This is a genomic window from Psychrobacter luti (assembly GCF_014192115.1).
Taxonomy (GTDB): Bacteria; Pseudomonadota; Gammaproteobacteria; order Pseudomonadales; family Moraxellaceae; genus Psychrobacter; species Psychrobacter luti.
In genome coordinates this window covers 11756-35920 of record NZ_JACHXL010000003.1, presented here as the reverse complement: position 1 = coordinate 35920, position 24165 = coordinate 11756, and the positions used below count along the sequence as shown (strand labels likewise).

The window sequence follows — 24165 nt, the reverse complement described above, 5'->3', positions numbered from 1 at the left end:
CAGTTTTGCTCGCCATTCTCTATGAGTACTGCCAAATCATCATAGAAAAATAAAAAAAATGATAAGGTCTTATACAAACGACCTTATCATCTTTCACTATTAAATCATCGAATATCTGGGTGTTTTCAACCCTATTTATCATGCATTAAGCGTAATAAATGTGACTAGAAAACAGGATCCTCGGTAAGAAACCCTTTATCCGTGATTCTTCTCTTCTAAAGTGCGTAAGTCCTTGTGTAAAATCTTACCGACGTTAGATTTTGGTAACTCATCGATGAATTCAACATAGCGAGGACGCTTATAGCCAGTAAGATGTTCTTTGCTATAAGCAAGCACTTCTTCCTTAGTCAAGCTGTCATCACTGCGCACGACATAAATCTTCGGTACTTCCCCGCTCTTTTCATCATCGACACCGATGACACCGCATTCCAAAATCTTTGGATGAGCTGACATAACATCTTCCACTTCATTTGGATAAACGTTAAATCCTGATACCAGAATCATATTCTTTTTACGATCAACGATCTTAAAGTAGCCTTCTTCATCCATCACGCCGATATCACCGGTACGGAAATAACCGTCAGACGTCATGACTTCAGATGTCGCATCTTCGCGCTTCCAATAGCCTTTCATTACCTGCGGACCACGTACACAGATTTCACCGCGCTCGCCAAGAGCGACTTCATTACCCTCTTCATCCAAGATAGCCATGTCCGTGCCAGGCATCGGTAGACCGATATTACCTGAGAACTCACCAGTACCTTGCGGGTTTGCTGAAGCAACGGGAGAGGTTTCTGACAAACCATAACCTTGCACAATGATGTTGCCGGTTATTTTTTCCCACTTAGTCGCCGTATCTTTTAATACTGCCATACCACCGCCCATAGACATCTCAAGCTTACTATGGTCTAACGCTTTAAATGCCTCACTATTAGCGAGCGCATTAAATAGCGTGTTTACTGCTGGGAAAAACGCCGGTGGATAATCTTTATAAGCTTTGATTAAGCTTGCGCCATCACGTGGGTTTGGCACCAATAGTCCGATACAGCCGCGATACAAGCCGAACATACCACAAACCGTGAATGAGAAGATATGATATAGCGGCAAGGCGGTCATGATAACTGCTTGCTCAGCCTGACCTTCAAACTTATCAAAAGCATCGCCAAGATACGTATCACACTGAATTAAGTTCGCGACCAAGTTACCGTGTGTGAGCATCGCGCCCTTGGCCACACCTGTGGTACCACCGGTATACTGTAGTACTGCCACATCCTCAAGTCCGATATTGGTTGGACGTTTATACTTTTTAGCCGATAATTTATTGAGTGCTTTTTTAAAGTTGACGCTCTTTTTAAGTGTGTAATGAGGCACCAGTTTTTTAACATGACGCACGACAGCATTGACGATAAAACCTTTTAATGGGCTCATTAAATCACCCATCGACGTCACCACCACATGATCAACCAAATCTTTACCAATATCTTCATAAGTTTTGGCAAAGTTCTCTAAGATAAACAGCACTTTGGTCTCAGAATCTTCCAACTGGTGCTGAAGCTCTTTGGTAGTATAAAGTGGATTGACGTTAACCAAGGTCATGCCAGCACGTAGGACACCTAATACGGCAACCGGTAGCTGCAAGATATTGGGCATCATCACCCCTACTTTATCGCCTTTTTTCAGTCCGAGCGACTGTAAATACGCGGCAATCTGTTTGCTATAAAGGTCTAATTCTTCATACGAAAGTTTTACATCCATGCACACAAAGGCGGTACGACCAGCATGTTTAACAAAATTCTGTTCAAATATATCGATTAAAGAGGTATTGGCGGGAGGCATATCAATCTCATACTGTATGCCAAGCTTTTCGTAAGTTTTGAGCCACGCTTTGTCATTACGACGAATTAAGTTACCTTGATTTTCCATAATCTTACTGCTCCTAGTAATAGTGTGCTGCTATTAACCCATCTCTACCACAGAGTGATAAACATACCAAACCTCATCGTTCAAGCTAACCATCCACATAACCATGATGGCTGGCGGCTGACGATATAAAGGTCTGGCAATGAGTCAACAATATAGCGATAAATAGCCCTTTGTTGATTAACATACACACTTTATACAAACTACTCAATATAAAAGATTGCTACCTGAGTTCTTAAACTTACTTGACGACCATTAATTATATTATTATCAAATACTTAAATATTACTGACCGACCATATCACGGATTGTTACTAATTATTTATTACCGAACAATGTTTTATTGTTAATAAAAACAACCTTACCTTACCCTTTTCTTAACGTTTACTGTCAAGAGCAGCAGCAAGCTCCGTTAGGGTCACAAAGTTACGGCGCATACCATCCTTATCGCTATCTGGTTTTTGAGCCAGAGTACTGGTCGCAAGTTTGGTGCTATGGCTATATTGCCAGTCATTAATATAATCGCTTTGGCTTAAACGTTGACCAAACCCTGCGACGGCGATGGCAAATTGGGTATCGATACTGGCTTTGTCTAAAGGTCGACTAACATTGTTAATCGGTTGCTTAATCAATTTAGAGCTACCGCCCGTAGGCGCTTTATAGCGAATATTTAGATAGCCTAGCTCGTTGGCTTTTTTACCACTAGCAGTCTTCTTTGGCTCATTATCATTATAACGGCGGTCGCTATATAACCCTTTTTTGCCAGTTGGAGTTACTTCAAACAGCGCGATGACTGCCTTACCTGCCCCCAGCTCGCCGGCATCGATTTTATCATTATTAAAATCTTGCTCATTAAGGACGCGGTTTTCATAGCCAATCAAACGCCATTCGCTGATCACATTTGGATTAAATTCCACCTGTACCTTGACGTCTTTGGCCACGGTATTAAAGGTCGCCGCTAGCTCATCGCTAAAGACTTTTTTGGCCTCAGTCAAACTGTCGATATAGCTATAGTTACCATTGCCGTTGTCTGCCATCTGCTCCATCATATGGTCGTTGAGATTACCACGACCAAAACCGACGGTCGACAAGGAAATACCGCGATCACGATTGGCTTTGACCAACTCTAGCATGTCATCAACATCACTGATACCGACATTAAAATCGCCATCGGTCAGCATCATAATGCGATTGATGCCGTTCTTTTTCATGCCTTGTTCTGCTTGTCTATAAGCCAGCTTTAAGGCATCTTCGCCATTGGTCGACCCAGCGGCATTCAAGCTTTCTATCGCAGCCAGTATTTTTGCTTTTTGGTCACCATTGGTCGCAGGCAACGCCACACTGGTAGTGCCCGAATAAGTAACAATACTAATACTGTCTTGGGCACGCATTTGCTCGGTGAGTAACTTCAATGACGATTGCGCCAGTGGTAACTTATCGCGTGATGACATAGAGCCTGACACATCGACCAAAAACACCAAGTTGGCGGGTGGCATGGCTTGATTGGCAGTTTTATTAGACCAGCTATTCTCAACGGCCTTAATCCCAACTTTGACGATTTTATTATCTTGATCGGCTTTATCCCACGGCGAATCAACCACCTCCGTTGCGACCACAAACGGTGCGTTGGCGATACGTTTGCCATCGTCAAATTGATAATTAAAATAGTTAATCAACTCCTCTACGCGCACGGCATCGACAGGTGGCAGCTGCCCCTCATTAAGATAGCGGCGCACATTGGCATAGCTGCCAGTATCGGTATCGATGGACAGAGTGGCAACCGCCATCTCAGTGGTGCGGTGTACCGGATTGGCATCGTTTTTTTGATAATTATCACGTACTGCCGGCTGTACAGTTATGCCAGATAACGGACGCACACTCCATTGCGGCGCAGAACGTGTCATGATGCTATTGGTAGCGCTCATAGCACTGTCAGCTAAGACAACACTTGGCATTGCCATCTTCGATTCAGCGACTGCTACAATAGGCGACATAGATTTTTGATTATCTGATTGCTTTACGGTATCTTGACTGACCGTACTATGAGTTGTCTCAGCCATCGGCTGATGCACTTGCGATGAGCTACATGCCGTCAGTCCCATCATGCTGGCGACAACACTGACCAATAGGACATTTTTGGTTAAAGAGTGAGCATGCGTTTGTGATAGATAGGCAGGTGATATAGATGACGATGACATAATAGCTACTCCATATGATAGACGGCTTGGATAGACATTTCGATGATAACGGTTCCGTGTTAAAGCCTTTATAATAATTATTGCTGAGCACTATTGAATAGAAGCCTATAAAACAGGCGCTTAGTAAAAAAGCAAACAATATGCGTCTAACTCACTATACTTATCTTATTTTGTAAAAGCTATTAGCCAAGGCGCAATCGTCACCTATATCTAGCACGTCACGACCTGTCGTCTATTCTGACTTATACCTTTTTAATTTTGCCAATATCCTTTACGATAGCACTATCCTATTTGCATGCTTGCACCAATTATTTATACCTATTAAAACTGATAAGTGAAACCTATTTTATGTCCGATGTTATTGATAATACCATTACGCCCATTATCCCAAATGAACCGATGGATACCCGCTCCGTGGCGGAATTCACTGAACAAGCTTATCTCAACTACGCCATGTACGTCATCATGGATCGGGCGTTGCCTAATATCGCTGACGGTCTAAAACCTGTCCAGCGCCGTATCGTCTATGCCATGAGTGAGCTGGGACTAAAATCGACGGCGAAAGCGAAAAAGTCTGCGCGTACGGTCGGTGATGTGCTGGGCAAATACCATCCACATGGTGATAGTGCCTGTTATGAGGCGATGGTACTGATGGCGCAGCCGTTTAGTTATCGCTATCCGCTGATTACTGGTCAAGGTAACTGGGGTAGCCCTGATGATCCCAAGTCGTTCGCGGCGATGCGTTATACCGAAGCCAAAATGTCTGCTTACGCCAATACCTTGCTTGCAGAACTCGGACAAGGCACAGTCGATTGGCAAGATAATTTCGATGGCACCATGCAGGAGCCAACTACCCTGCCAGCCCGCCTGCCAAATATTTTATTAAATGGTACAACAGGTATCGCCGTTGGTATGGCAACCGATATCCCGCCGCATAACCTTAATGAAGTGGTACGTGCGGCTATTCGTTTGCTAAAAAATCCTGAGTTATCGGTTAAACAATTAACCCAATCGATACCAGCGCCTGACTTGCCAACTCCAGCTGAAATCATCACCAGTAAAAAAGACTTGCAGGCGATGTACGAAAGCGGACGTGGCAGCTATAAAATGCGCGCAACTTTCCACATTGACCCAAAAGAGAAAAATCTCGTCATCATCGACGCGCTTCCTTATCAAGTCTCAGGCAATAAGATTCAAGAACAAATCGCTAAGCTGATGATTGATAAAAAGCTGCCGTGGATTGTTGATATTCATGATGAATCAGATCATGAAAATGCTTGCCGTATCGTCTTAGAGCTAAAATCTACCCGCGTCGATGTTCAGCGAGTAATGAGTCATCTGTTTGCCAGTACGGATCTTGAAAGCAATTACCGCGTCAATATGAACATGATTGGCCTTAATGGTAAACCGCAGGTCAAAAACCTCAAAGAAATCCTCGAAGAATGGCTCGTCTGTCGCCGCTCAGTAGTCACGCGACGCTTGCAATATCGCCTCGATAAAATCGATAAGCGCTTGCATATTCTTGCAGGTTTGCTGATTGCTTATCTGAATATCGATGAAGTCATTCGTATCATTCGTGAAGAAGACGATCCAAAACTGTCGTTAATGCAAGATTATGACCTGACTGAGATACAAGCCAATGCTATCTTGGATATTCGTCTGCGCCAATTGGCAAAGCTAGAAGAGATTGAGCTACGCCGTGAGCAAGATGAGCTTGCTGCCGAACGCGCTATCATTCAAGAATACTTGGATAACCCTGACAGCTTGACCAATCTAATGATTGATGAGCTCAATACCGATATGAAGGAACACGGCAATGAGCGGGTATCACAATTAGCAGAACGTGAGGAAGCGCAAGCACTCAAAGAGTCTGACCTCGTACCAAGCGAGCCTGTGACCGCTATCCTATCGAAAGCGGGCTGGATTCGCGCTGCCAAAGGCCATGACGTCGATGCCGCTGGCATGACCTATCGCTCAGGTGATAGCTACCAAGCCCACGTCCGCGCTAAATCTAACGAGAGAATCTACGTGCTCGATAGCACTGGACGCAGCTATAGTATCGACGCCCATAGCCTCGCCTCCGCTCGTGGTCAAGGCGATCCACTAACCAGTGTGTTAAAGCCGCCAGCAGGTGCCAGCTTTGAGCAGCTATTAACGGGTACAGACGATAAACGCATCATCCTCGCCAGCTCAACAGGTTATGGTTTTATCAATACGATTGGCAATCTTGATAGCAATCAAAAAGCAGGTAAAAACATCATCAATCTAGCAGCTGATAGTCGCTTGCTACCTGTTGCGCGTATCGATGCGCCAGCGGATATGACTGCCAATGCTAATAACGAAAATGCCGAAGGGGAAAATAGCAGCGCAAGCGCGATGCCTGACCATGTTGCTGTCGTGACCAATGCGGGATATCTATTGATATTTGCTCTTGATGATTTGCCTGAACAGGCTCGTGGTAAAGGTAATAAGCTGATTAAATTAAAAGACGGTGAAGAGGTGCTTGCTATCACGCCACTCAGTCAGCAAGACAGCTTAATCATTACCGCTGGCAAACGCCATGTGACGCTAAAGCCTAATGATTTAGCAAATTATACTGGCACACGTGGTAATCGTGGTGGGCAGTTACCAAGAGGCTTTCAGAATGTGACGAGTGTTGAGGTTGGGTGATTTAGTTTCGGTTCTTAGATTTTAGGAAAGCTGGGCTAAAAGCCCAGCCTACGTTTGCTACTCAGTTTGTCATAGGTATTAGAAATGGTATTACGAAAAGATCTGAAAGATGCTCACGAAAATAGTGTTCTAAGCACTTTTAAGGATTACATAAAAGAAAAAGGTTCAATTTTAAAAGTTGAGAATAGGCCTGATCCACCAGATGCTTTTGTTGAAATTGATAATAATAAAACTTGGATAGAGATTACAGACGCTTTTTTCAGTGATAGTGTTGCTAAAAGTATTACTTCTTATGCTGCTCATGATAAAACACATCAACCGTCTGAAAGTGGTCTATTTATAGATCCTGATGCAATCACTTCTGAACGAGTTGAGTCAGTTATCAAAAAAAAGTTAACTAAAAGTACAATGATCGAGCTAGCTAATTTACATGGAAGTGGCATACTTCTTGTTGGCTTATTTGGTCCATTCTTTGACATAAATGTTATAGAAAACCATTTTTCTACAGGTTTTGAAATTCAGATGCAAGAACAGAAAGTCTTTGGTTCTATTTATTTATATGAAACGTGCAGCGAAAAAGTACATAAATACAAGAAGATTAAGTAATCAAACCTATGGTAAAGTTCCGAATTGGAAAATTATGAGCAGTTACACACTTTTTAGGAAAGGCTCCAAGCGTAGGCTGGGCTTTTAGCACAGAAAACTATGATAAAAAAATAACTCTTGAACTAAAAATCAATCTCAATCCCATCAATACCTACCCCACCCCAATCAGAAATATAAACCTCATCTTCCACATATTTTGAAACGTTGAATAAGGCCAATCAATAGGACGCGCGACATAACCATGTTTAACCGCGTTGTAATGAATATAATCTATACGACTTTGATAGCTGTCTCAAGCTACCATATTACTTTGATATTTTGTTCGCGCAACGCTTTCTTATACAAGATAACAGTTGGAATTAGGTCTATCAATATACCAAATCCGAACATAAAGCATATATTTAACAGTGTCGGTGTAAATACACTTACTTTATATAAAATAAACATTGTGCCATAGTAGCCAACGTTGACCCAAAGAGACTGAATGAACATATATTTCGTTTTACCCAAACCGTATAAAGTGGCGTCTAAAATACTATTATTAAATATAAATACAAAATAAAATACTGTCTGTACTCCAACAATATACATAACCGTTTTTATGTCCTGAACATTCATAACGTTCGCAAAAAAGCTATGCCAAAATGGAATGGTAATACACCATATGGCGACAAATATTAGTCCTAGTGAAAAATATCCTTTAGTATTTTTGGCAATATTCTTTACGTCTTCACCAACGTCTCTTTTTACCAACTCGGACAATGCTAAGGCAGGTAATAACAACCAGCCCCAAATAAAGCTATTAGCTACCCAGTAATTGCCTTGCTCTTCAACCATGTTAATCATTTTTATAATCATGACTATAAAAGCAATATTTCTGACTAGCGATTCTAATCCTGAAAATACACCTGTCGTCCACCACTCTTTCATCCATGTAAATGACATTTGATTGATTGATAAAAGCTTCAATCCATGTTGTCGTATAGGGATATAGGTGGCTAGTAAAATAGCTATATTGACAATAATATTCGTCCAAGCAATACCGATAACACCCATATCCAAACTAAACTCAAAAGGTCCGAAAAACACACTATCTAATAATATAGACAGAGTCATCTGCACTGCTAGCAAGCCATAGATATACTTATCTTTATTTAAACTAATGATAACGACCATCATATACTTAACTAGCGTAGCAAACATAATTGCTATGGTTTCCAGGCGAATATATTGCGTCGTTTGTCCAATAATTTGCTTGGACTGCTCCATAAAAATCACAATATTTTGTGAATAAATGAATAAAATTGCAGACAGAAAAGCCATGATACCAAAGATAACGATAAACCCAGTTTGAATTTTATTTTCAAATTCTTCTGTATTAGACAAAGATTTTCCGAAAAGATAGAATAAAGGCAAAATTAAGGCTTCTTGCGCTATCTCATAAATCAAACTCAGCCACAGTATTTGACTCGCAATATTTATTCCTGAGTCACTAGGCAAATCACCGAGAAAATTCACTCTAATTGTTTGATAGAATGAAGGTAGTACCATCATTGAGATAAGAGCGATTAACAGTCTAATGTTAATGTTTTTGAACATGAGGTTTTATCAGAAATAAGACATTTGAAGTAGAGTACGTTATAAATACCTCTAACAACAATAATTTTAAAAAAAAGTGCATAGAAAGCACTCTACAAGTGGTAAATCCATCCCCTAACCCTGCCTTAACCCTAAAATCGGAATCACCAAGTCTTCCTCATCGGTCAAATGTTGCGAAAGTAAGTCGGTTCCGTCCATCAAGGTTTGATGCAATTGCTCGGAAAGTCCTTTATCCTCAACCTCACTTCTTGCCAGCATATCGTTTTGCACTTGTAACTTATCGAGTAGCGCATCCAAGCGTAAATGGTCGCGACCCAATATCTCAAACCCTGCCTGTAGCTGCGGATACATCCTAATAAACTCAGGAAAAAATCCCTCATCCTCAACGCCATGATGTTGATGCAGTTTGAGCACGTGCATATTGATACGCTTGAGCATCTGCGAGCGATACGCTGACCAGTCGTAATCGCCAGATTGATAACCTTCACTAATCTGTGTCAAGATACGTTGACGCTTGCGTATGTTAGTATGTACTTTTAGCCAGCCCGATGTTTTGTAAGCATAATCTGCGCTAAACCATTGATCTGGCGGTAGTTTGTTGAATAAGAACAACCAATCCGCTTCAAGCCGACTATCAGGATGACGCGGCGACAAAGTAAATAAATCATCGTCTAAGGCTTTTTGGCTTACATTATTTTCGGTAGATAAGCTCATGATGGTGTCCTTAGATAACAAATGTTGTCCGATAGTTTTTACGTCGAAACGGCTACTTAATAATTTTGTATTTTATAAAATTATTAACAATACTAAACTTAATATAGATAATATTTAGACTTTATATAAATTCAAAAGACAAAAAACCAACTACCTAGCCGATGGTTTGATTTGAATATCAATGGTAAACACCATACATAAGATAGCCAAACACCTCTATTATTGTATGCTTAGCCATATAAGATGCATACTTACTAATAACTCTAAACTGTGATATTAGCAGTAACGATTAAAACATATTAAGCAAATCTCAACGACTCTGAACACCTGCTTTAAATACCTAAATAGTCGTTTTTCAAATATAAAGGATACTCATGTTTATTGTAGATAAGGCGGCGACAGCTAGTATGAATCATACATTGCCTGTGCCAAAAGTCATATTTTTTGACATCGATGATACCTTAAGCCGTAACGGTGTTATCGCAGCGCACAACCAAGCGACCCTTGAAGCGCTTGCCAAAACTGATATTAAATTGGTGATTTCGACGGGACGCTCTAAAGCAATATTGCCAGCGGATATTTTAGCTTTGTTTGAAGCTGATGTTTTAGATGCAATTATTTGTATGAATGGGCAATATAGCTTTGATAATAAGGGTGTCATTAGTCATTACCCTTTATCTGCTGAGCAGACGGACAAAATCGTCCAGTTATGTGAAACAAGCGAGCTGATTCATAAGTTCGACTCGGCGATGCATATCGCATGGTCAGGTGAAAATGCACGTTTGCGTGAATACAACGCCATAACGCCAAACTCTATTCTTGACCCAGATTATCATAAGGCAAATACGGTCTATCAATGCTCGGTCTTTTTTAACAATCCAGAAGAGAAGATGCAAGATATCGACTTTGCAGAGGACGATTTAAAGCTGGTACATTGGCATCACATCGGTGCAGACATCCTGCCAGCAAACGCCTCTAAAGCACGCGGTATCAAAGATGTCTGTCAGTATTATGGCGTAGATGCACGTGAATGTATGGCGTTCGGTGATGGTATGAATGATTTAGAAATGTTTGATTTGGTCGGCTATGCAGTGGCGATGGGCGATGCGCAACCCGCCCTAATCGAGCGTGCAGATTTCGTCACTGGTACGATTGAAGAGTACGGAATACAAGCAGTGCTTGAACAATTTAAGATAGCGTCATAAGCACAACCGTTTTGAGAGAAACTATTAAAACAGCTCTTTTTTAAAGCCAATAAAAAACCCTTGCCAGACACCGACAAGGGTTTTTGTTTGGCTAGTAATTGCTAATTTTCATGGTTTAATCTTAAAAGCTATTTATTCGATTAACACCTACCGAGCAGGATAAAACGTTTCCGATCCAGGGCCTACGGGTAAACCAAAGACAAACACCCAAAGGCAGAATAGAATAATCCAACCAACTAAGAACGCAATGGAATAAGGCAACATCATTGCCATGAGTGTTCCCACACCCGTATTTTTCTTATAGCGAATGGCAACGGCCATAATCAGACCAAAATAGCTCATCATAGGGGTAATGATATTGGTCGTCGAATCACCAATGCGGTAGGCTGCCTGTATCATCTCAGGCGCATAACCTGTCAGCATCAGCATAGGAACAAATATCGGTGCTGTCACCGCCCACTGTGCAGATGCCGAACCGAGCATTAAGTTAACAACCGCACATATTAAGATAAAACCAATCAATAAGAATGGTCCTGTTAGACCGATATCATTTAAGAAAGTTGCGCCAGATACCGCCATCACTGAGCCAAGATTTGACCAGTTAAAGAAGGCTGTGAACTGTGCGGCAAAAAATACCAAGACGATATAAATACTTAGCGAGCTCATCGCATGACTCATAGCATCAACCACATCTTGGTTGTTTTTCATGCTGCCAGTAATCTTGCCATATATGTAACCTGGTATCGCAAAGAACACAAATATGAAGACAACAATACCTTTTAAAAATGGCGACCCTGATACCAAGCCAGTCTCGGCATTACGGAATATACCGTCAGCAGGTACCACTGTCCAAGCTAGCAATAGGCAAAACACTAGCATGCTGATACCAGCCCAAATGAGGCCTTTTTTCTCAATGGCAGAGACCTGCTCAGCTTTGGTATCTAACACCGAGGGATCATCAGCATCACTAGGATTGTACTCACCAAGGCTTGGCTCGACTATTTTCTCAGTCACAAAATAACCTAAACCACTAATGAGAAATGTACTAACCATCATAAAGTACCAGTTGGCTTCTGCCCCAACGGTATAAGCTGGATCGATAATGCGAGCCGCTTCTTGGGTAATCCCTGATAACAAAGGGTCGACCGTGCCGAGTAATAAATTGGCACTATAGCCACCTGACACGCCAGCAAATGCCGCAGCGATACCAGCTAATGGATGTCGACCAAGTGAATGGAATATGACGGCGGCAAGCGGAATTAGCACTACATAGCCAAGCTCAGCGGCCGTGTTTGACATGATGCCTGCGAACACAATGGTAAATGTCACCATCTTTTTTGGCGCGTTTAACACCAGTCCGCGCAGAGCAGCTGATATCATTCCAGAACGCTCAGCGATACCGACACCTAGCAAGGCTACTAACACTGTACCAAGTGGCACAAAGCCAGTAAAGTTGGTCACTAAGTTTTCAACAATGCGCGCTAAGCCCTCGCCGTTTAATAAGTTGACAACTTCGATCATCCCATCGGCGCTACGTCCACTTGCACCTTCTGGTCGTGGGTCAATCACCGATACCCCAAAGTAAGACAATACTGCTGAAAGAACCAGCAAAAATACCGACATCCATACGAATAGAATCACAGGATGGGGTAGCAAATTACCGAGCCATTCGACCCCTTTCAGAAACCTCTGCATGCGAGAGTCTTGCTCTGCCGCATCAAAATTATCATGTGGCGGACTGCCATTTGGCGAATTACTTCCTTGCATAGCCCATTTCTCCATTCAAAAGTTAAGTACTGTTGAAATGTTTAAAGTATATGAAAACATTGATAAAAGATTGCGATTGAAACATAGTTGAGAAGCAGAAACAAATAATTTTGGCTTATAAAACAAATTGTTTGCAATATTCAGCAATACATAAATCACACACATCTCAGACATTAAGCGTCAAAAATAAAAAAGCGATAGATTGGAGTATTCCAATCTATCGCCAGTGAATAATAGGTGAGGACTAAATAAGTCTACTCAGTTGAAAATAAAGGAGGTACGTTAAAAACAGTATTATGCTGCTATCTAACGCCTCCTTGTCATCAGACTATAAACCCAGCCACCAATTTTATAAAAACCTATAATCATAAGTACAAGCACCAACGCTGCTAGCACATAAGACAGCCAAGTGGGCACACTACTCAACCAACCGATGGTAAATGCCAAGCCCATATACGTTTCTACCGGCCAGTTTAGGATAGGCGTCGGTGAGCCAGCATGAAACATCATCATAAAAGCGACTATCCCAATTACTGCTGCGATGATTCCAGCTCGTTTGCGGTTATTCATTTTATTCCTCTATTTCTTATTTAATCAATGTGGTTAGAACTTTGCTTGGCTTTTTATTTTATTTTTCTATTTTACCAACGTATGGAAATCAAAGCCTCATGGTCTTAAGGCTTTAAGGCATCGTCAAACCACCATCGACAGCGATAGACTGTCCAGTGATGGCCAAGCTCAAATCAGACGCCATTAGTAGCACCGAATTGGCAAAGTCAGCCACCGAGGTTGCTTTACGTAATGGCGTAGTGGTGGCGATATAATCAAAGACTTCTTCAGTTGTCAAACGGCTTGCGTCCGTGGTTTGTAGCAGTCCGCCTGCCAGCAGATTAACGCGAATTCCATATTGTCCAAGCTCAGCAGCCAAGTTACGCGTCAGCCCAATCAATGCAGATTTGGCAGTGGTATAGTCGTAATAAGTGACCACCGGATTATAAACAAGATTGGTTGAGATATTGATAATCTTGCCCATTTTTTGCGCTTTCATTTGTGGTAGTACCGCTTGCACGGTATTGACCGCACCTTTCACAATACCGTCAAGCTGCTGCGAAAAATGCGCCCATTTGACGGTTTCGATACTGGTATAGTCAGCACTGGGATTAAACTGATAGCTTGGCAAAGCGTTATTGACCAATATATCAATGCGGCCGTAACGCGTAACCACTTCAGCTGCCAGCGCTTGCATTTGTGCTAAATCGCTAACATCAGCTTGATAAGCAAATGCTTGACCACCTGCAGCAATGATACCAGCAACCACTTGGTCAGCAGCCTCTTTACTATTAAGATAATTGACGCAAACGCGCGCGCCTGCTGCTGCCATTTGCCCAGCAATCTGGGCACCAAGCCCGCGACTAGCGCCAGTAACGATAGCGACTTTATCCGTGAGCAGCGCTGGAATCCGTGGGTTACTCTGAGTCATGATGTTGCATCCTTTATTATTGTGTTATGGTTAATCTATTTATTTTATATAAACCATGTCGTTGAGTAGCGGCTGAAAATAAACCAGCGCCCATCATAGCATGATTGTTTACGCTCATTATCTTACAAAAGTTTAGTGACAAACCTCATACTATTACTTACAAATAATTCCTAGCCAGTTCTTAGCATGAGCTTTAATAGTGGTATGAATATCGGTTGCATCCTTGCCCTTTAAATTATTCACAATCATAGCCATAATAGTTTCACCTTTGGCTCGTTAACTTATATTTAGCATTTAGCATTAACTATCTATCATCTAACTTTTACTCATTTGCATCATTTTTACTTTAGGAGAGATATTTTGACCCATTTATTATCGTCCAACCCTGCCGCTCACAGCGTTGCTCGTAGCGCTCGTATACTACCAAAAGCACTATTAGCGGTGACAGTCGGACTTGCACTTGCCAGCTGTAGCAACTCTGACAATGCGGCAACTGACGGCACAACTGCCAGTACAGAAACGCTTAATTTGTATAACTGGTCTGAGTATATGCCGCAGGAAATTCTCGATGGCTTTACCGAAGAAACAGGCATTCGGGTCAATTACACTACCTTTGACTCTAACGAAGCCATGTACGCCAAGCTCAAGTTACTCGATGATTCTAGCCAATATGACTTAGCGATTCCATCGACCTATTATGTCGAAAAAATGGCTAAAGAAGGGCTGCTACAAGAGCTGGATAAGTCCAAATTAAGTAACTTTAAGAATCTTGATACCTCATTTACCAATACCAAAGTTGACCCAGAAAACAAATATTCGATTCCTTATATGTGGGGCAGCACCGGTCTTGCCATCAATGGCGAAGTGGTCGATCCTGCGACCGTAAATAGCTGGAATGACTTATGGCGTCCTGAGTATAAAGGTCAAGTGATGCTGATGAACGATATGCGCGAAGTGTTTGGCATGGCGCTATTGACCCTTGGTTATTCAGGTAATAGTAAAAACCCTGACGAGATTAAAGCCGCTTATGAGAAGCTGACGACCTTGATGCCAAATGTAAAAACCTTTAATTCGGATGCCTCACGTATGCCATATATGGAAGGTGAAACCACGGTTGGTATGAGCTGGAATGGCGAAGCAATCATTGCCAATAACGAAGGCTTGACCAGCTTGGTATATAAGTATCCAACTGAGGGCGCTATCTTATGGATGGATAACTTTGTGATTCCCAAAAATGCCAAACAAGTCGATGCAGCGCACAAGTTTATCGACTACTTACTGCGTCCTGAGAACTCTAAAATTGTCAGCGAAGAGATTGGCTATGCCTCGCCTAATATCGCTGCCCGTGAAATGATGCCAGAAGAGGTTAGAAACAATCCAACCATCTATCCAAGTAAAGAAGTGCTAGCAAAAGCTGAATTCCAAGAAGATGTCGGCGATGAAGCCTTGCAAGTGTATCAGCAATATTGGGATAAACTAAAAACCGGTCGTTAATCATTGTTTGTTAAAATATGATTATTAATAGCTGATGGTTAACCTCTATTTTCAATAAATATTGCTATAAAAAAAGCTGACTTTATCAAGTCAGCTTTTTTTATTTGTCTTTTATTTATTTGTCTATTTATAAATGCAAATCAGTTTCGCTGCCTTTATGCTCAATACGGCGCTGCTCACGGCGCTGATAGCGCAGACCAGAGGCGGCAAACCATTGCGGTTTGGTTGTTTGTAACAAATCACTGAGCCGCTGTAACTGTAATTGCAGAGTTTGAGTCAACCAAAAATAGCCTTGCCACTCAAAGCCCAAATTCTCCACACTTGGATACTCTGATACCGCGATGCGCGTAATCGGTTGAAAGACCTCATCATTTGGGCTACGTAATACCGCGGCCATATGCTGCATCGCTTGCGTCAATTCATGCTGATAATGAATGAGCAAAATATGGTTTTCATCATCAATTTCAATATTGGCCAAGCGCGGCGCGGCACTTAACAGCAAATCAATGGTACCAATGATATTACGATGCGTACGCTGAATCGTCTCTAGCGTTTCTTTTTCAATGCCAGATTCACTTGCTGTTGCGGCGATATGCGGGCGCACAGCAAGCAGGCGCTTATTGATTTTTTGTAGGGCTTTGACCAAAGATTTATTAACAGGTGTATCTGGTACAGAGCTGCTCTTTGGATAAATAATACTGGCTGAACTGGTCGCCTTACTATACTTAAATGGCTTAGGCACCAAAACTTCGGCATCAATATGATTGCCAACCCCAGCATACAAATTGCTGCAGGTTTCAAGATTACTCGCCAATAAAAACCGCCACATTAACGTCGATTTAAGCGGCAAAATTAGGGTTGCTGCGACTGCTACCCCTGCGCCAAGTAAGATATTAAACGCGCGATATAAACCATCTTGGGCAATATTACTATGGTCAGGGCTTGAAACAATCATCAACATAGTAATCCCTGTCAACAGACCAATATAACCCAGCTGCTTGACCGCCACATAACCAATGATGCCACTGATAATGCCAATCAGCCCATAATATAACCATAGCCAATGACCCGTATCTTGAATCAGCCATAAGAAACTAAGGCCGACCACTACCCCAAGCAATGTACCCAATATCCGCTCTTTGGCCTTAGTATAAATCGCCCCTTGATATTGCAATAAGCCCAATATCACAAACACGGTAATGGTCGTCCATTCGCCATGCGGCAAGTGCGTGAACTCATTTAACAACAGGGCAATTAGCACGGCCACACCCAAACGTATGGCATGCAAAATATCCGCATGCTGATAGCGGGCATATGGCTCCACAAACGGTGCGGTAAATCGTTGCCAAAAAGTCGGTTTCACGCAGGCTTTCTCTTATAATAAATGAATAAAAATATGGTTAAATAATAGCTACAAGCTTAACTATTGATAAAGCGATAATAAAGCAATGGTCAAAAAATAACGTCTTTCATCTATTAAAAGATAAAAGACGTTAAAGGTCAAAACATGCTAGCACATAACAACAAAAAAGCACGCCAAGATAGTGTTTAGCTGAGAGCGTTTGGCTAATAGCATTCAGCTATGGATAGTAGCTATATGCTATACCTCTAAAAAGTCTAGAATACCTTCCGCCGCTTCACGACCTTCCCAAATCGCTGTCACAACTAAATCAGAGCCGCGTACCATATCGCCACCAGCAAAGATTTTAGGGTTACTGGTTTGGAATTTAAAGGTTTGTTTTTCGGCGGCTACGACCCGACCTGAGCTGTCCATCGAGATTTGCTGACCTGCAAACCAATCAGCAGGGCTAGGACGGAAACCAAAGGCCAAAATAACCGCATCACATGGGATAATTTCTTCGGAATTGGGAATAGGCTCGGGGCGCTGGCGACCACGATTGTCAGGCGCACCCAGTTGCGTGGTAATAACTTTGACCGCGTTCACTTTACCATTTAAACCAATGATTTCAGTCGGTTGACGGTTGAATAAAAACTCAACGCCCTCTTCGCGCGCATTGACCACTTCACGGCGTGAGCCGGGCATATTTTCTTCATCGCGGCGATAAGCACAAACCACTTGCTGCGCTCCTTGACGAATACTGGTACGGTTACAGTCCATCGCCGTATCACCGCCGCCTAGCACCACTACTTTTTTACCTTTTAAATCGATATATTCTTCTGGATTTTTTTCCCAATCGTTACAGCGATTGACGTTAGCAATCAGATAATCTAGCGCATCATAGACACCTTCTAATTCCTCGCCTGCAAAGCCGCCGCGCATATAAGTGTAAGTACCCATGCCCATAAACACCGCATCATATTCGCTTAACAGCTCATCAATACTGACATCCGTACCAATTTCTGTATCTAAACGAAACTCCATGCCCATGCCTTCAAAAATGACACGGCGATTACGCATGACGTCTTTTTCCATTTTAAATTCTGGAATACCAAAGGTTAATAAGCCGCCAATTTCTGGGCGCTTATCAAAAATAACAGGCGTCACACCATTTCTAACTAAAATATCTGCGCAACCCAAACCTGCGGGTCCTGCCCCGATAATAGCGACTTTTTTGTCCGTCCAAATCACATCGGACATATCAGGACGCCAACCAAGGGCAAAAGCGGTGTCATTAATATACTTTTCGACATTACCAATAGTCACTGCCCCAAAACCGTCGTTTAGCGTACAAGCGCCTTCACATAAGCGGTCTTGTGGACAGACACGTCCACAAACCTCAGGTAAGGTATTGGTACGGTGGCACAATTCTGCTGCCTGAAATATTTGACCTTCACTAGCCAATTTAAGCCAATTGGGAATGTAGTTGTGTACCGGACATTTCCACTCACAGTACGGGTTACCGCATTCAAGGCAGCGATGTGATTGCTGCGCCACTGACTCACTTTCAAATGGATGATAAATTTCGACGAACTCGGTCGAACGGGTAGCAATGTCTTTTTTAGCGGGCTCAAGGCGTGGTACATCTAAAAATTGAAAACTATTTTCTAAGCGTTTTGCCATGGTATTGTCTCTTTTTTAGTGGGTGACGACAGCTAATATCTGCAGCCTCAATGAGGCAAATTTACGGATACAGGCTGTCATTTACCTGCTTAAAACTTTGCGTTAAAGCTATGAGTTAAAATGCTCGTAAACCTATTGCTGGCTCATCCCTTTTATTGTGGATCAGCCGTCGTGGTCTTAAGCAAGGTCGCAACATTTGCCGCTTTAGGTTTCACCAAATAGAACTTACGCGCATAATGCTCAAAGTCCGCTAAAATAGTCTGCCCCCACGCACTGCCGGTTTTATCGACATGGGTTTCAATCACTTGTTGTAAATAAATACGATGACCTTCCGTTTGCTCACTTGAGATACGGTTTAAGTCAATCAGCTCATGATTACAGCGGTCAAAAAAGTCACCATCCATATCAAGTACATAAGCAAAACCACCCGTCATACCCGCGCCAAAATTCAGACCCGTACGACCAAGGATAGTAATGATACCGCCGGTCATATACTCACAGCAATGGTCACCCGTGCCTTCGATGACCGCATGCGCGCCAGAGTTACGTACGCCAAAACGCTCGCCTGCAGTGCCAGCCGCATATAGCTTACCGCCCGTTGCACCATAGAGACAGGTATTACCGATGATAGCAGTTTCTTGCGCATTAAAGCTTGAGTCTTTCGGCGGATAAATAACAATCTCACCGCCCGCCATGCCTTTACCGACATAGTCATTGGCATCGCCTTCAAGCTCAATATGTAAGCCGCCCGCATTCCAAACACCCAAGCTTTGCCCTGCAGTACCGTTTAAGTGTAGCTTAATGGGCATATCACTCATGCCAATATTGCCCCATACCTGCGCAATCTCACCTGAGATACGCGCACCGATAGAGCGATCGCAGTTGCCGACGGCATAGCTATAATCGCCGCCATTACCTTGACGAATATTGAGCAACATATCGCTAATCATCTGCTCAGCAAGCAAACCTTTATCAAACGGCTCATTACGCGCCACCTGACAGGTTTGCGCTTTGCCGCTACTGGCTGGATGACTAAATAATAATGGCGATAAATCTAAATGACGCTGTTTATCGGTATTGCCTTCTAACACTTCAAGCAAATCGGTACGTCCGACCAGCTCCTCCATACTGCGCACGCCCAATGCTGCAAGCCATTCACGCGTTTCAGTCGCGACAAATTTAAAGAAGTTAATCAGCATCTCAGCTTCACCAATGAAGTGCTCATCACGTAGCTGGGCTTTTTGGGTGGCAACGCCGGTCGGACAGTTATTAAGATGGCAGATACGCAGATATTTACAACCAACCGCAATCATCGGCGTGGTACCAAAACCAAAGCTTTCAGCACCGAGAATAGCGGCTTTGACCACATCAAGACCGGTTTTTAAACCACCATCGGTTTGGATACGGACTTTATCACGCAAGCCATTAACGCGTAGCGACTGATGCGTTTCAGCAAGGCCTAGCTCCCAAGGCGAGCCAGCATGATGGATAGAGGATAGTGGCGATGCTGCGGTGCCGCCATCATAGCCTGAGATGGTAATCAAATCGGCATAGGCTTTTGCCACGCCCGTTGCAATGGTGCCAACCCCCGGACGTGAAACCAGTTTAACCGATACCAAAGCATCTGGATTGACTTGTTTTAAATCAAAAATTAGCTGCGCCAAATCTTCGATAGAATAAATATCATGATGCGGCGGCGGTGATATGAGTGTCACCCCAGGTACCGAATAACGCAGACGGGCGATTAGCGCATTGACCTTACCACCTGGCAGCTGACCACCTTCACCCGGCTTGGCACCCTGTGCAACCTTAATCTGCATCACTTCTGCTGAACGCAGATATGCCGGTGTGACGCCAAATCGACCAGAGGCAATTTGCTTAATTTTTGAGTTGCGTAAAGTACCATAACGTACAGGATCTTCGCCGCCTTCACCAGAGTTTGAGCGCCCACCAATGGTATTCATCGCCATGGCAATCGCTTCGTGGGCTTCAGGTGATAAAGCCCCTAATGACATACCTGCTGAATCAAAGCGCGTCAAAATCTCTGAAATATCTTCGACCTCATTCACATCGATAGAGTTATCCGTTTTTAATTGCAGCAAATCACGTAAGGTCGCAACGGGACGACTGTTAACCAAATCGGCATAATCACGATAATTATCGTAATCACCCGTACGTACTGCCGTGTGTAGACTGTTAATCACATCAGGGTTAAAGGCATGATATTCTTTATTAAAGACAAACTTCAGCAAGCCACCTTGATCGAGTGGCGCACGGCGTTTAAAGGCATTGGCAGCCAATTGTGCTTGGTCAGCAGCCAAATCGGCAAAGGTTGCACCCTTGATACGGCTTTGCACACCTTTAAAGCATAAGCTTACCACTTCCTCAGAGAGGCCAACCGCTTCAAATAATTGCGCGCCGCGATAAGAAACGATGGTCGAGATGCCCATTTTTGATAAGATTTTTAGCAACCCTTTATCCAAGCCTTTACGGAAATTTACCCGCGCTTGAATCGGATCGCCAAGCAGCTCGCCAGTGCCGACCAAGTCATCGATGACATCATAAGCTAAGTAGGGATAAACACAGGTCGCGCCAAAGCCAATTAATACCGCCACTTGATGCGAATCGCGCGCCAAGCCTGTCTCGATGATTAAATTGGCATCGGTGCGAATACCTTGGGCGATTAAGTAATGATGCACCGCACCGGTGACCATAATGGCATTGGCTGGTACTTTATCGGCAGTAATATTTTTATCAGACAAGACAATCAATGTATGACCAGCACGAACGCTGTTTGCCGCCTGCTCACAGATAGCTTTGATGGCTACTGACAACTCAAGATTGGCATCGTAGTTTAAATCGATACGTGCAAGCTGAAAGGCTGGATCATCCAAGGTTTCGAGCTGCTGCATTTTACTGGCTGATAAAACTGGCGACGATAAAATAATACGGTGCGCGTCGCGTGCTGATGGTGCAAACACATTGGTCTCAGCTCCCAAGCAAGTCTGTAACGACATCACGATTGACTCACGCAATGGATCAATCGGCGGATTGGTCACCTGTGCAAACTGCTGGCGGAAAAAGTCGCCGACATGGCGAATTTGCTGCGATAGCACCGCCATAGGCGTATCATCGCCCATCGAGCCGACTGGTTCTTGACCATTTTCAGCATTAGGACGGATAATTTCAGTCCGCTCTTCATTGGTAATGTGATACATTTTTTGCAATGCTTTTAGCGGCTCACCTCGGCAAGCTTGTGCGGCTAACTCTTCTTCTAAGCGCTCATCATCACGGATACGGGTCGCTTCTTCACGTAACCATTTACGATATGGATGGGCTTTTTTGAGCAAGGTCGCAATGGCTTTGGTATCCATGATTTGACCGGTCATGGTATCGATTACCAGCATCTGACCGGGACCGACCCGACCTTTAGCAAGCACGTCTTTTGGCTCATAATCCCAAACGCCAACCTCAGACGCTACAGTGATATAGCCGTTCTTGGTCGTCACCCAACGTGACGGACGTAGACCATTACGGTCAAGCATACAGACAGCATAGCGACCATCCTGAATGACTAAACCTGCTGGGCCATCCCATGCTTCCATATGCTGTGAGTAAAACTCATAAAACGCGCGCAGATCCATATCCATGCTATCGACATTTTGCCAAGCTGGCGGCACCAGTATCGACATCGAATGGAATAAACTCATACCACCTGACATGAGTACTTCTAGCATATTGTCTAAGCTTGATGAATCTGAGCCCGTGCTATTTACTAAAGGCGTCAATTCATTTAAATTGGGCAATTTATCAGATTTTAATTTTGGCGTACGAGCCTCAGACCAGCTACGGTTGCCAGTGATGGTATTAAGCTCACCATTATGCGCCAAATAGCGAAACGGCTGCGCCAGTGGCCAACGCGGCAATGTATTGGTCGAAAAACGCTGATGGAACACCACAATATGCGAGGCCAAACGCGTATCTTGCAGGTCTAAAAAGAATGCAGGCAGGTCTGATGGCATGACCAGACCTTTATAAATAATTGTTTGACAGTTTAATGAACATACATAAAATAGCTCATCATTTACCAGACGCTGTTCAGCTTTTTTACGCGCGACAAATAACTTACGGTTAAAATCATCGGCGGCTAGCTCATCTTCTGCATTGACAAATACTTGCTGAAAACCGGGTAAGGTCTCACGACCAATCTCACCAACGATACTTAAATCAAGTGGCACATCGCGCCAACCAGCTACTTCTAGGCCTTGGGCGCTAAGCTCTTCATTGAGTACCTGTCGGCTATACTGCGCTTTTGTCTCATCTAAATTAACAAAGACCATACCTACCGCAAAATTGGCCGTCAGCGTAAATCCTTGCTCAGCCGCAATATTGCTAAAAAACACTCTTGGCATCGCCAATAATAAACCGCAACCATCACCTGTCTTACCATCCGCCGCGACACCGCCGCGATGGGTCATACAGCTTAAGCTGTGAATGGCTGTTTTTACCAAATCATGGCTGGCTTGGCCCTCAATATGAGCAATTAAACCAAAGCCGCAATTATCAGAGAAGTCATCTGGCGTCGCCAAATGCGTAGAGGAGGAAATCATTGACATAGCTTGTCCTTTTAAGTAAGCAGACAGCATATACATCTCATATGATGTACAAACCAAACTCCGCAGGCAGAACGGGTATATATTCACATAAGCGGATTAATAAAACGCAGGCAGAGCAAATAGAGTAAAGATTTTGAAGGTGATAAAAATACTTATCACGATTGTCTTTACTATTCTAATTACTATACAGTAACTAAAATCTTTACTTTAGGATTAATCAATAAAAGGACTGCATTCAGGAGATTAAATAAATCTCCATCACCCTATCTATCTTTTTATCCTTAAAGCCCCTACATATCATTCACTATCGGTCTTGAGTGGCTTGGGCTTTTTTTAGCGATTAAGACGCTCAATATGAGCCGCATAAACGTTAGTAAATGCTGATATGCGTTAACCGCTTCGATAGATAATGCGCCAAGCAAATAATAAGAAAATGATGGGTAAAGTAGCTACTATTACTAGCCTAAACCGTCAAATTTGAATATCAGACGCTCTGTACTCAAGCGCCTTAATGACCCCAATTAGGGTAATAACGAGAGATTGTGCCACTTGAAATAAGCTTGATAAATATGGCAAGTAGCAGCGCTTGAGACAACAACATGAGCGTAAGTGCTTGTATTTTCATTAAGCCTACTTACTAAATGCTGCGATGTTAGATAACGATTTACGATAACTATACAGAACGTCGCCCATAGTTATCTTAGTTAATGATTGACAAAAAATCTAGTCTTTTCTATGTCTTTGTGTTCTACATTTTGTAAAAAATTATATTATCAATCAGGATGCTATTACTAACTTTCTCGACTGAGACCTAGTTTAAGCCGTTTATACTGATACTTTTAACTATTTTATTATAGCGCTGAACCTTAATCTT

Annotated in this window: 14 protein-coding genes; 4 read left to right on the top strand and 10 right to left on the bottom strand. The window is 42.9% G+C overall.

Annotated elements, in window-relative coordinates; all coding sequences use genetic code 11:
* Positions 1–195 precede the first annotated feature (195 nt).
* Both FHS24_RS07005 and FHS24_RS07000 read right to left on the bottom strand, forming a co-directional pair.
* Complete coding sequence (locus FHS24_RS07005; RefSeq protein WP_183620151.1) at positions 196–1923, bottom strand: AMP-binding protein; 1728 nt, start codon at positions 1921–1923, stop codon at positions 196–198.
* A 374-nt stretch (positions 1924–2297) separates the two neighbouring features.
* Positions 2298–4118 carry a vWA domain-containing protein gene (locus tag FHS24_RS07000; RefSeq protein ID WP_227671728.1) on the bottom strand — a complete coding sequence of 607 codons (1821 nt, stop codon included), beginning with the start codon at positions 4116–4118 and terminating at the stop codon, positions 2298–2300.
* A 348-nt stretch (positions 4119–4466) separates the two neighbouring features.
* Here FHS24_RS07000 and parC point away from each other — a divergent pair, with 348 nt between their 5' ends.
* Complete coding sequence (parC, locus tag FHS24_RS06995; protein WP_183620149.1) at positions 4467–6788, top strand: DNA topoisomerase IV subunit A; 2322 nt, start codon at positions 4467–4469, stop codon at positions 6786–6788.
* A gap of 84 nt (positions 6789–6872) precedes the next feature.
* Complete coding sequence (locus FHS24_RS06990; RefSeq protein ID WP_183620147.1) at positions 6873–7394, top strand: hypothetical protein; 522 nt, start codon at positions 6873–6875, stop codon at positions 7392–7394.
* Positions 7395–7691: 297 nt separating this feature from the next.
* Here the strand turns inward: FHS24_RS06990 and FHS24_RS06985 are convergent, their stop codons facing one another.
* Together FHS24_RS06985 and FHS24_RS06980 are read right to left on the bottom strand one after the other, a co-directional pair.
* Positions 7692–8993 carry an MATE family Na+-driven efflux transporter gene (locus FHS24_RS06985; RefSeq protein ID WP_325065901.1) on the bottom strand — a complete coding sequence of 434 codons (1302 nt, stop codon included), beginning with the start codon at positions 8991–8993 and terminating at the stop codon, positions 7692–7694.
* Positions 8994–9107: 114 nt separating this feature from the next.
* Complete coding sequence (locus FHS24_RS06980; protein WP_183620143.1) at positions 9108–9707, bottom strand: hemerythrin domain-containing protein; 600 nt, start codon at positions 9705–9707, stop codon at positions 9108–9110.
* Positions 9708–10081: 374 nt separating this feature from the next.
* On the opposite strand from FHS24_RS06980, the gene FHS24_RS06975 reads away from it, so the two are divergent.
* The gene (locus tag FHS24_RS06975; RefSeq protein WP_227671727.1) at positions 10082–10912 is read left to right on the top strand and encodes an HAD family hydrolase; all 831 of its coding nucleotides are present in this window, start codon (positions 10082–10084) and stop codon (positions 10910–10912) included.
* A 147-nt stretch (positions 10913–11059) separates the two neighbouring features.
* Here FHS24_RS06975 and FHS24_RS06970 read toward each other — a convergent pair whose 3' ends face one another.
* From FHS24_RS06970 to FHS24_RS06960, 3 genes are all read right to left on the bottom strand, one after another.
* Positions 11060–12679: an AbgT family transporter gene (locus FHS24_RS06970; RefSeq protein WP_183620141.1), complete on the bottom strand. Its 1620-nt coding sequence runs from the start codon at positions 12677–12679 to the stop codon at positions 11060–11062.
* Positions 12680–12985: 306 nt separating this feature from the next.
* Positions 12986–13249, bottom strand: a complete 264-nt coding sequence (locus FHS24_RS06965) for a hypothetical protein (RefSeq protein WP_183620139.1) — start codon at positions 13247–13249, stop codon at positions 12986–12988.
* Positions 13250–13361: 112 nt separating this feature from the next.
* The gene (locus tag FHS24_RS06960) at positions 13362–14159 is read right to left on the bottom strand and encodes a 3-oxoacyl-ACP reductase (RefSeq protein WP_183620137.1); all 798 of its coding nucleotides are present in this window, start codon (positions 14157–14159) and stop codon (positions 13362–13364) included.
* A 360-nt stretch (positions 14160–14519) separates the two neighbouring features.
* Between FHS24_RS06960 and FHS24_RS06955 the strand changes: the two genes are divergently transcribed.
* Positions 14520–15653, top strand: coding sequence for an ABC transporter substrate-binding protein (locus FHS24_RS06955; protein WP_183620135.1), 1134 nt, complete (start codon positions 14520–14522; stop codon positions 15651–15653).
* Positions 15654–15780: 127 nt separating this feature from the next.
* Here the strand turns inward: FHS24_RS06955 and FHS24_RS06950 are convergent, their stop codons facing one another.
* The 3 genes from FHS24_RS06950 to gltB form a co-directional block, all read right to left on the bottom strand.
* Positions 15781–17016: an FUSC family protein gene (locus FHS24_RS06950; protein ID WP_183620133.1), complete on the bottom strand. Its 1236-nt coding sequence runs from the start codon at positions 17014–17016 to the stop codon at positions 15781–15783.
* A gap of 237 nt (positions 17017–17253) precedes the next feature.
* A complete protein-coding gene (locus FHS24_RS06945; protein ID WP_183620131.1) occupies positions 17254–18675 on the bottom strand; it encodes an FAD-dependent oxidoreductase in 1422 nt (473 codons plus the stop codon).
* Between the two features lie 152 nt (positions 18676–18827).
* The gene (gltB, locus tag FHS24_RS06940; RefSeq protein ID WP_183620129.1) at positions 18828–23291 is read right to left on the bottom strand and encodes a glutamate synthase large subunit; all 4464 of its coding nucleotides are present in this window, start codon (positions 23289–23291) and stop codon (positions 18828–18830) included.
* Between the last annotated feature and the right edge of the window lie 874 nt (positions 23292–24165).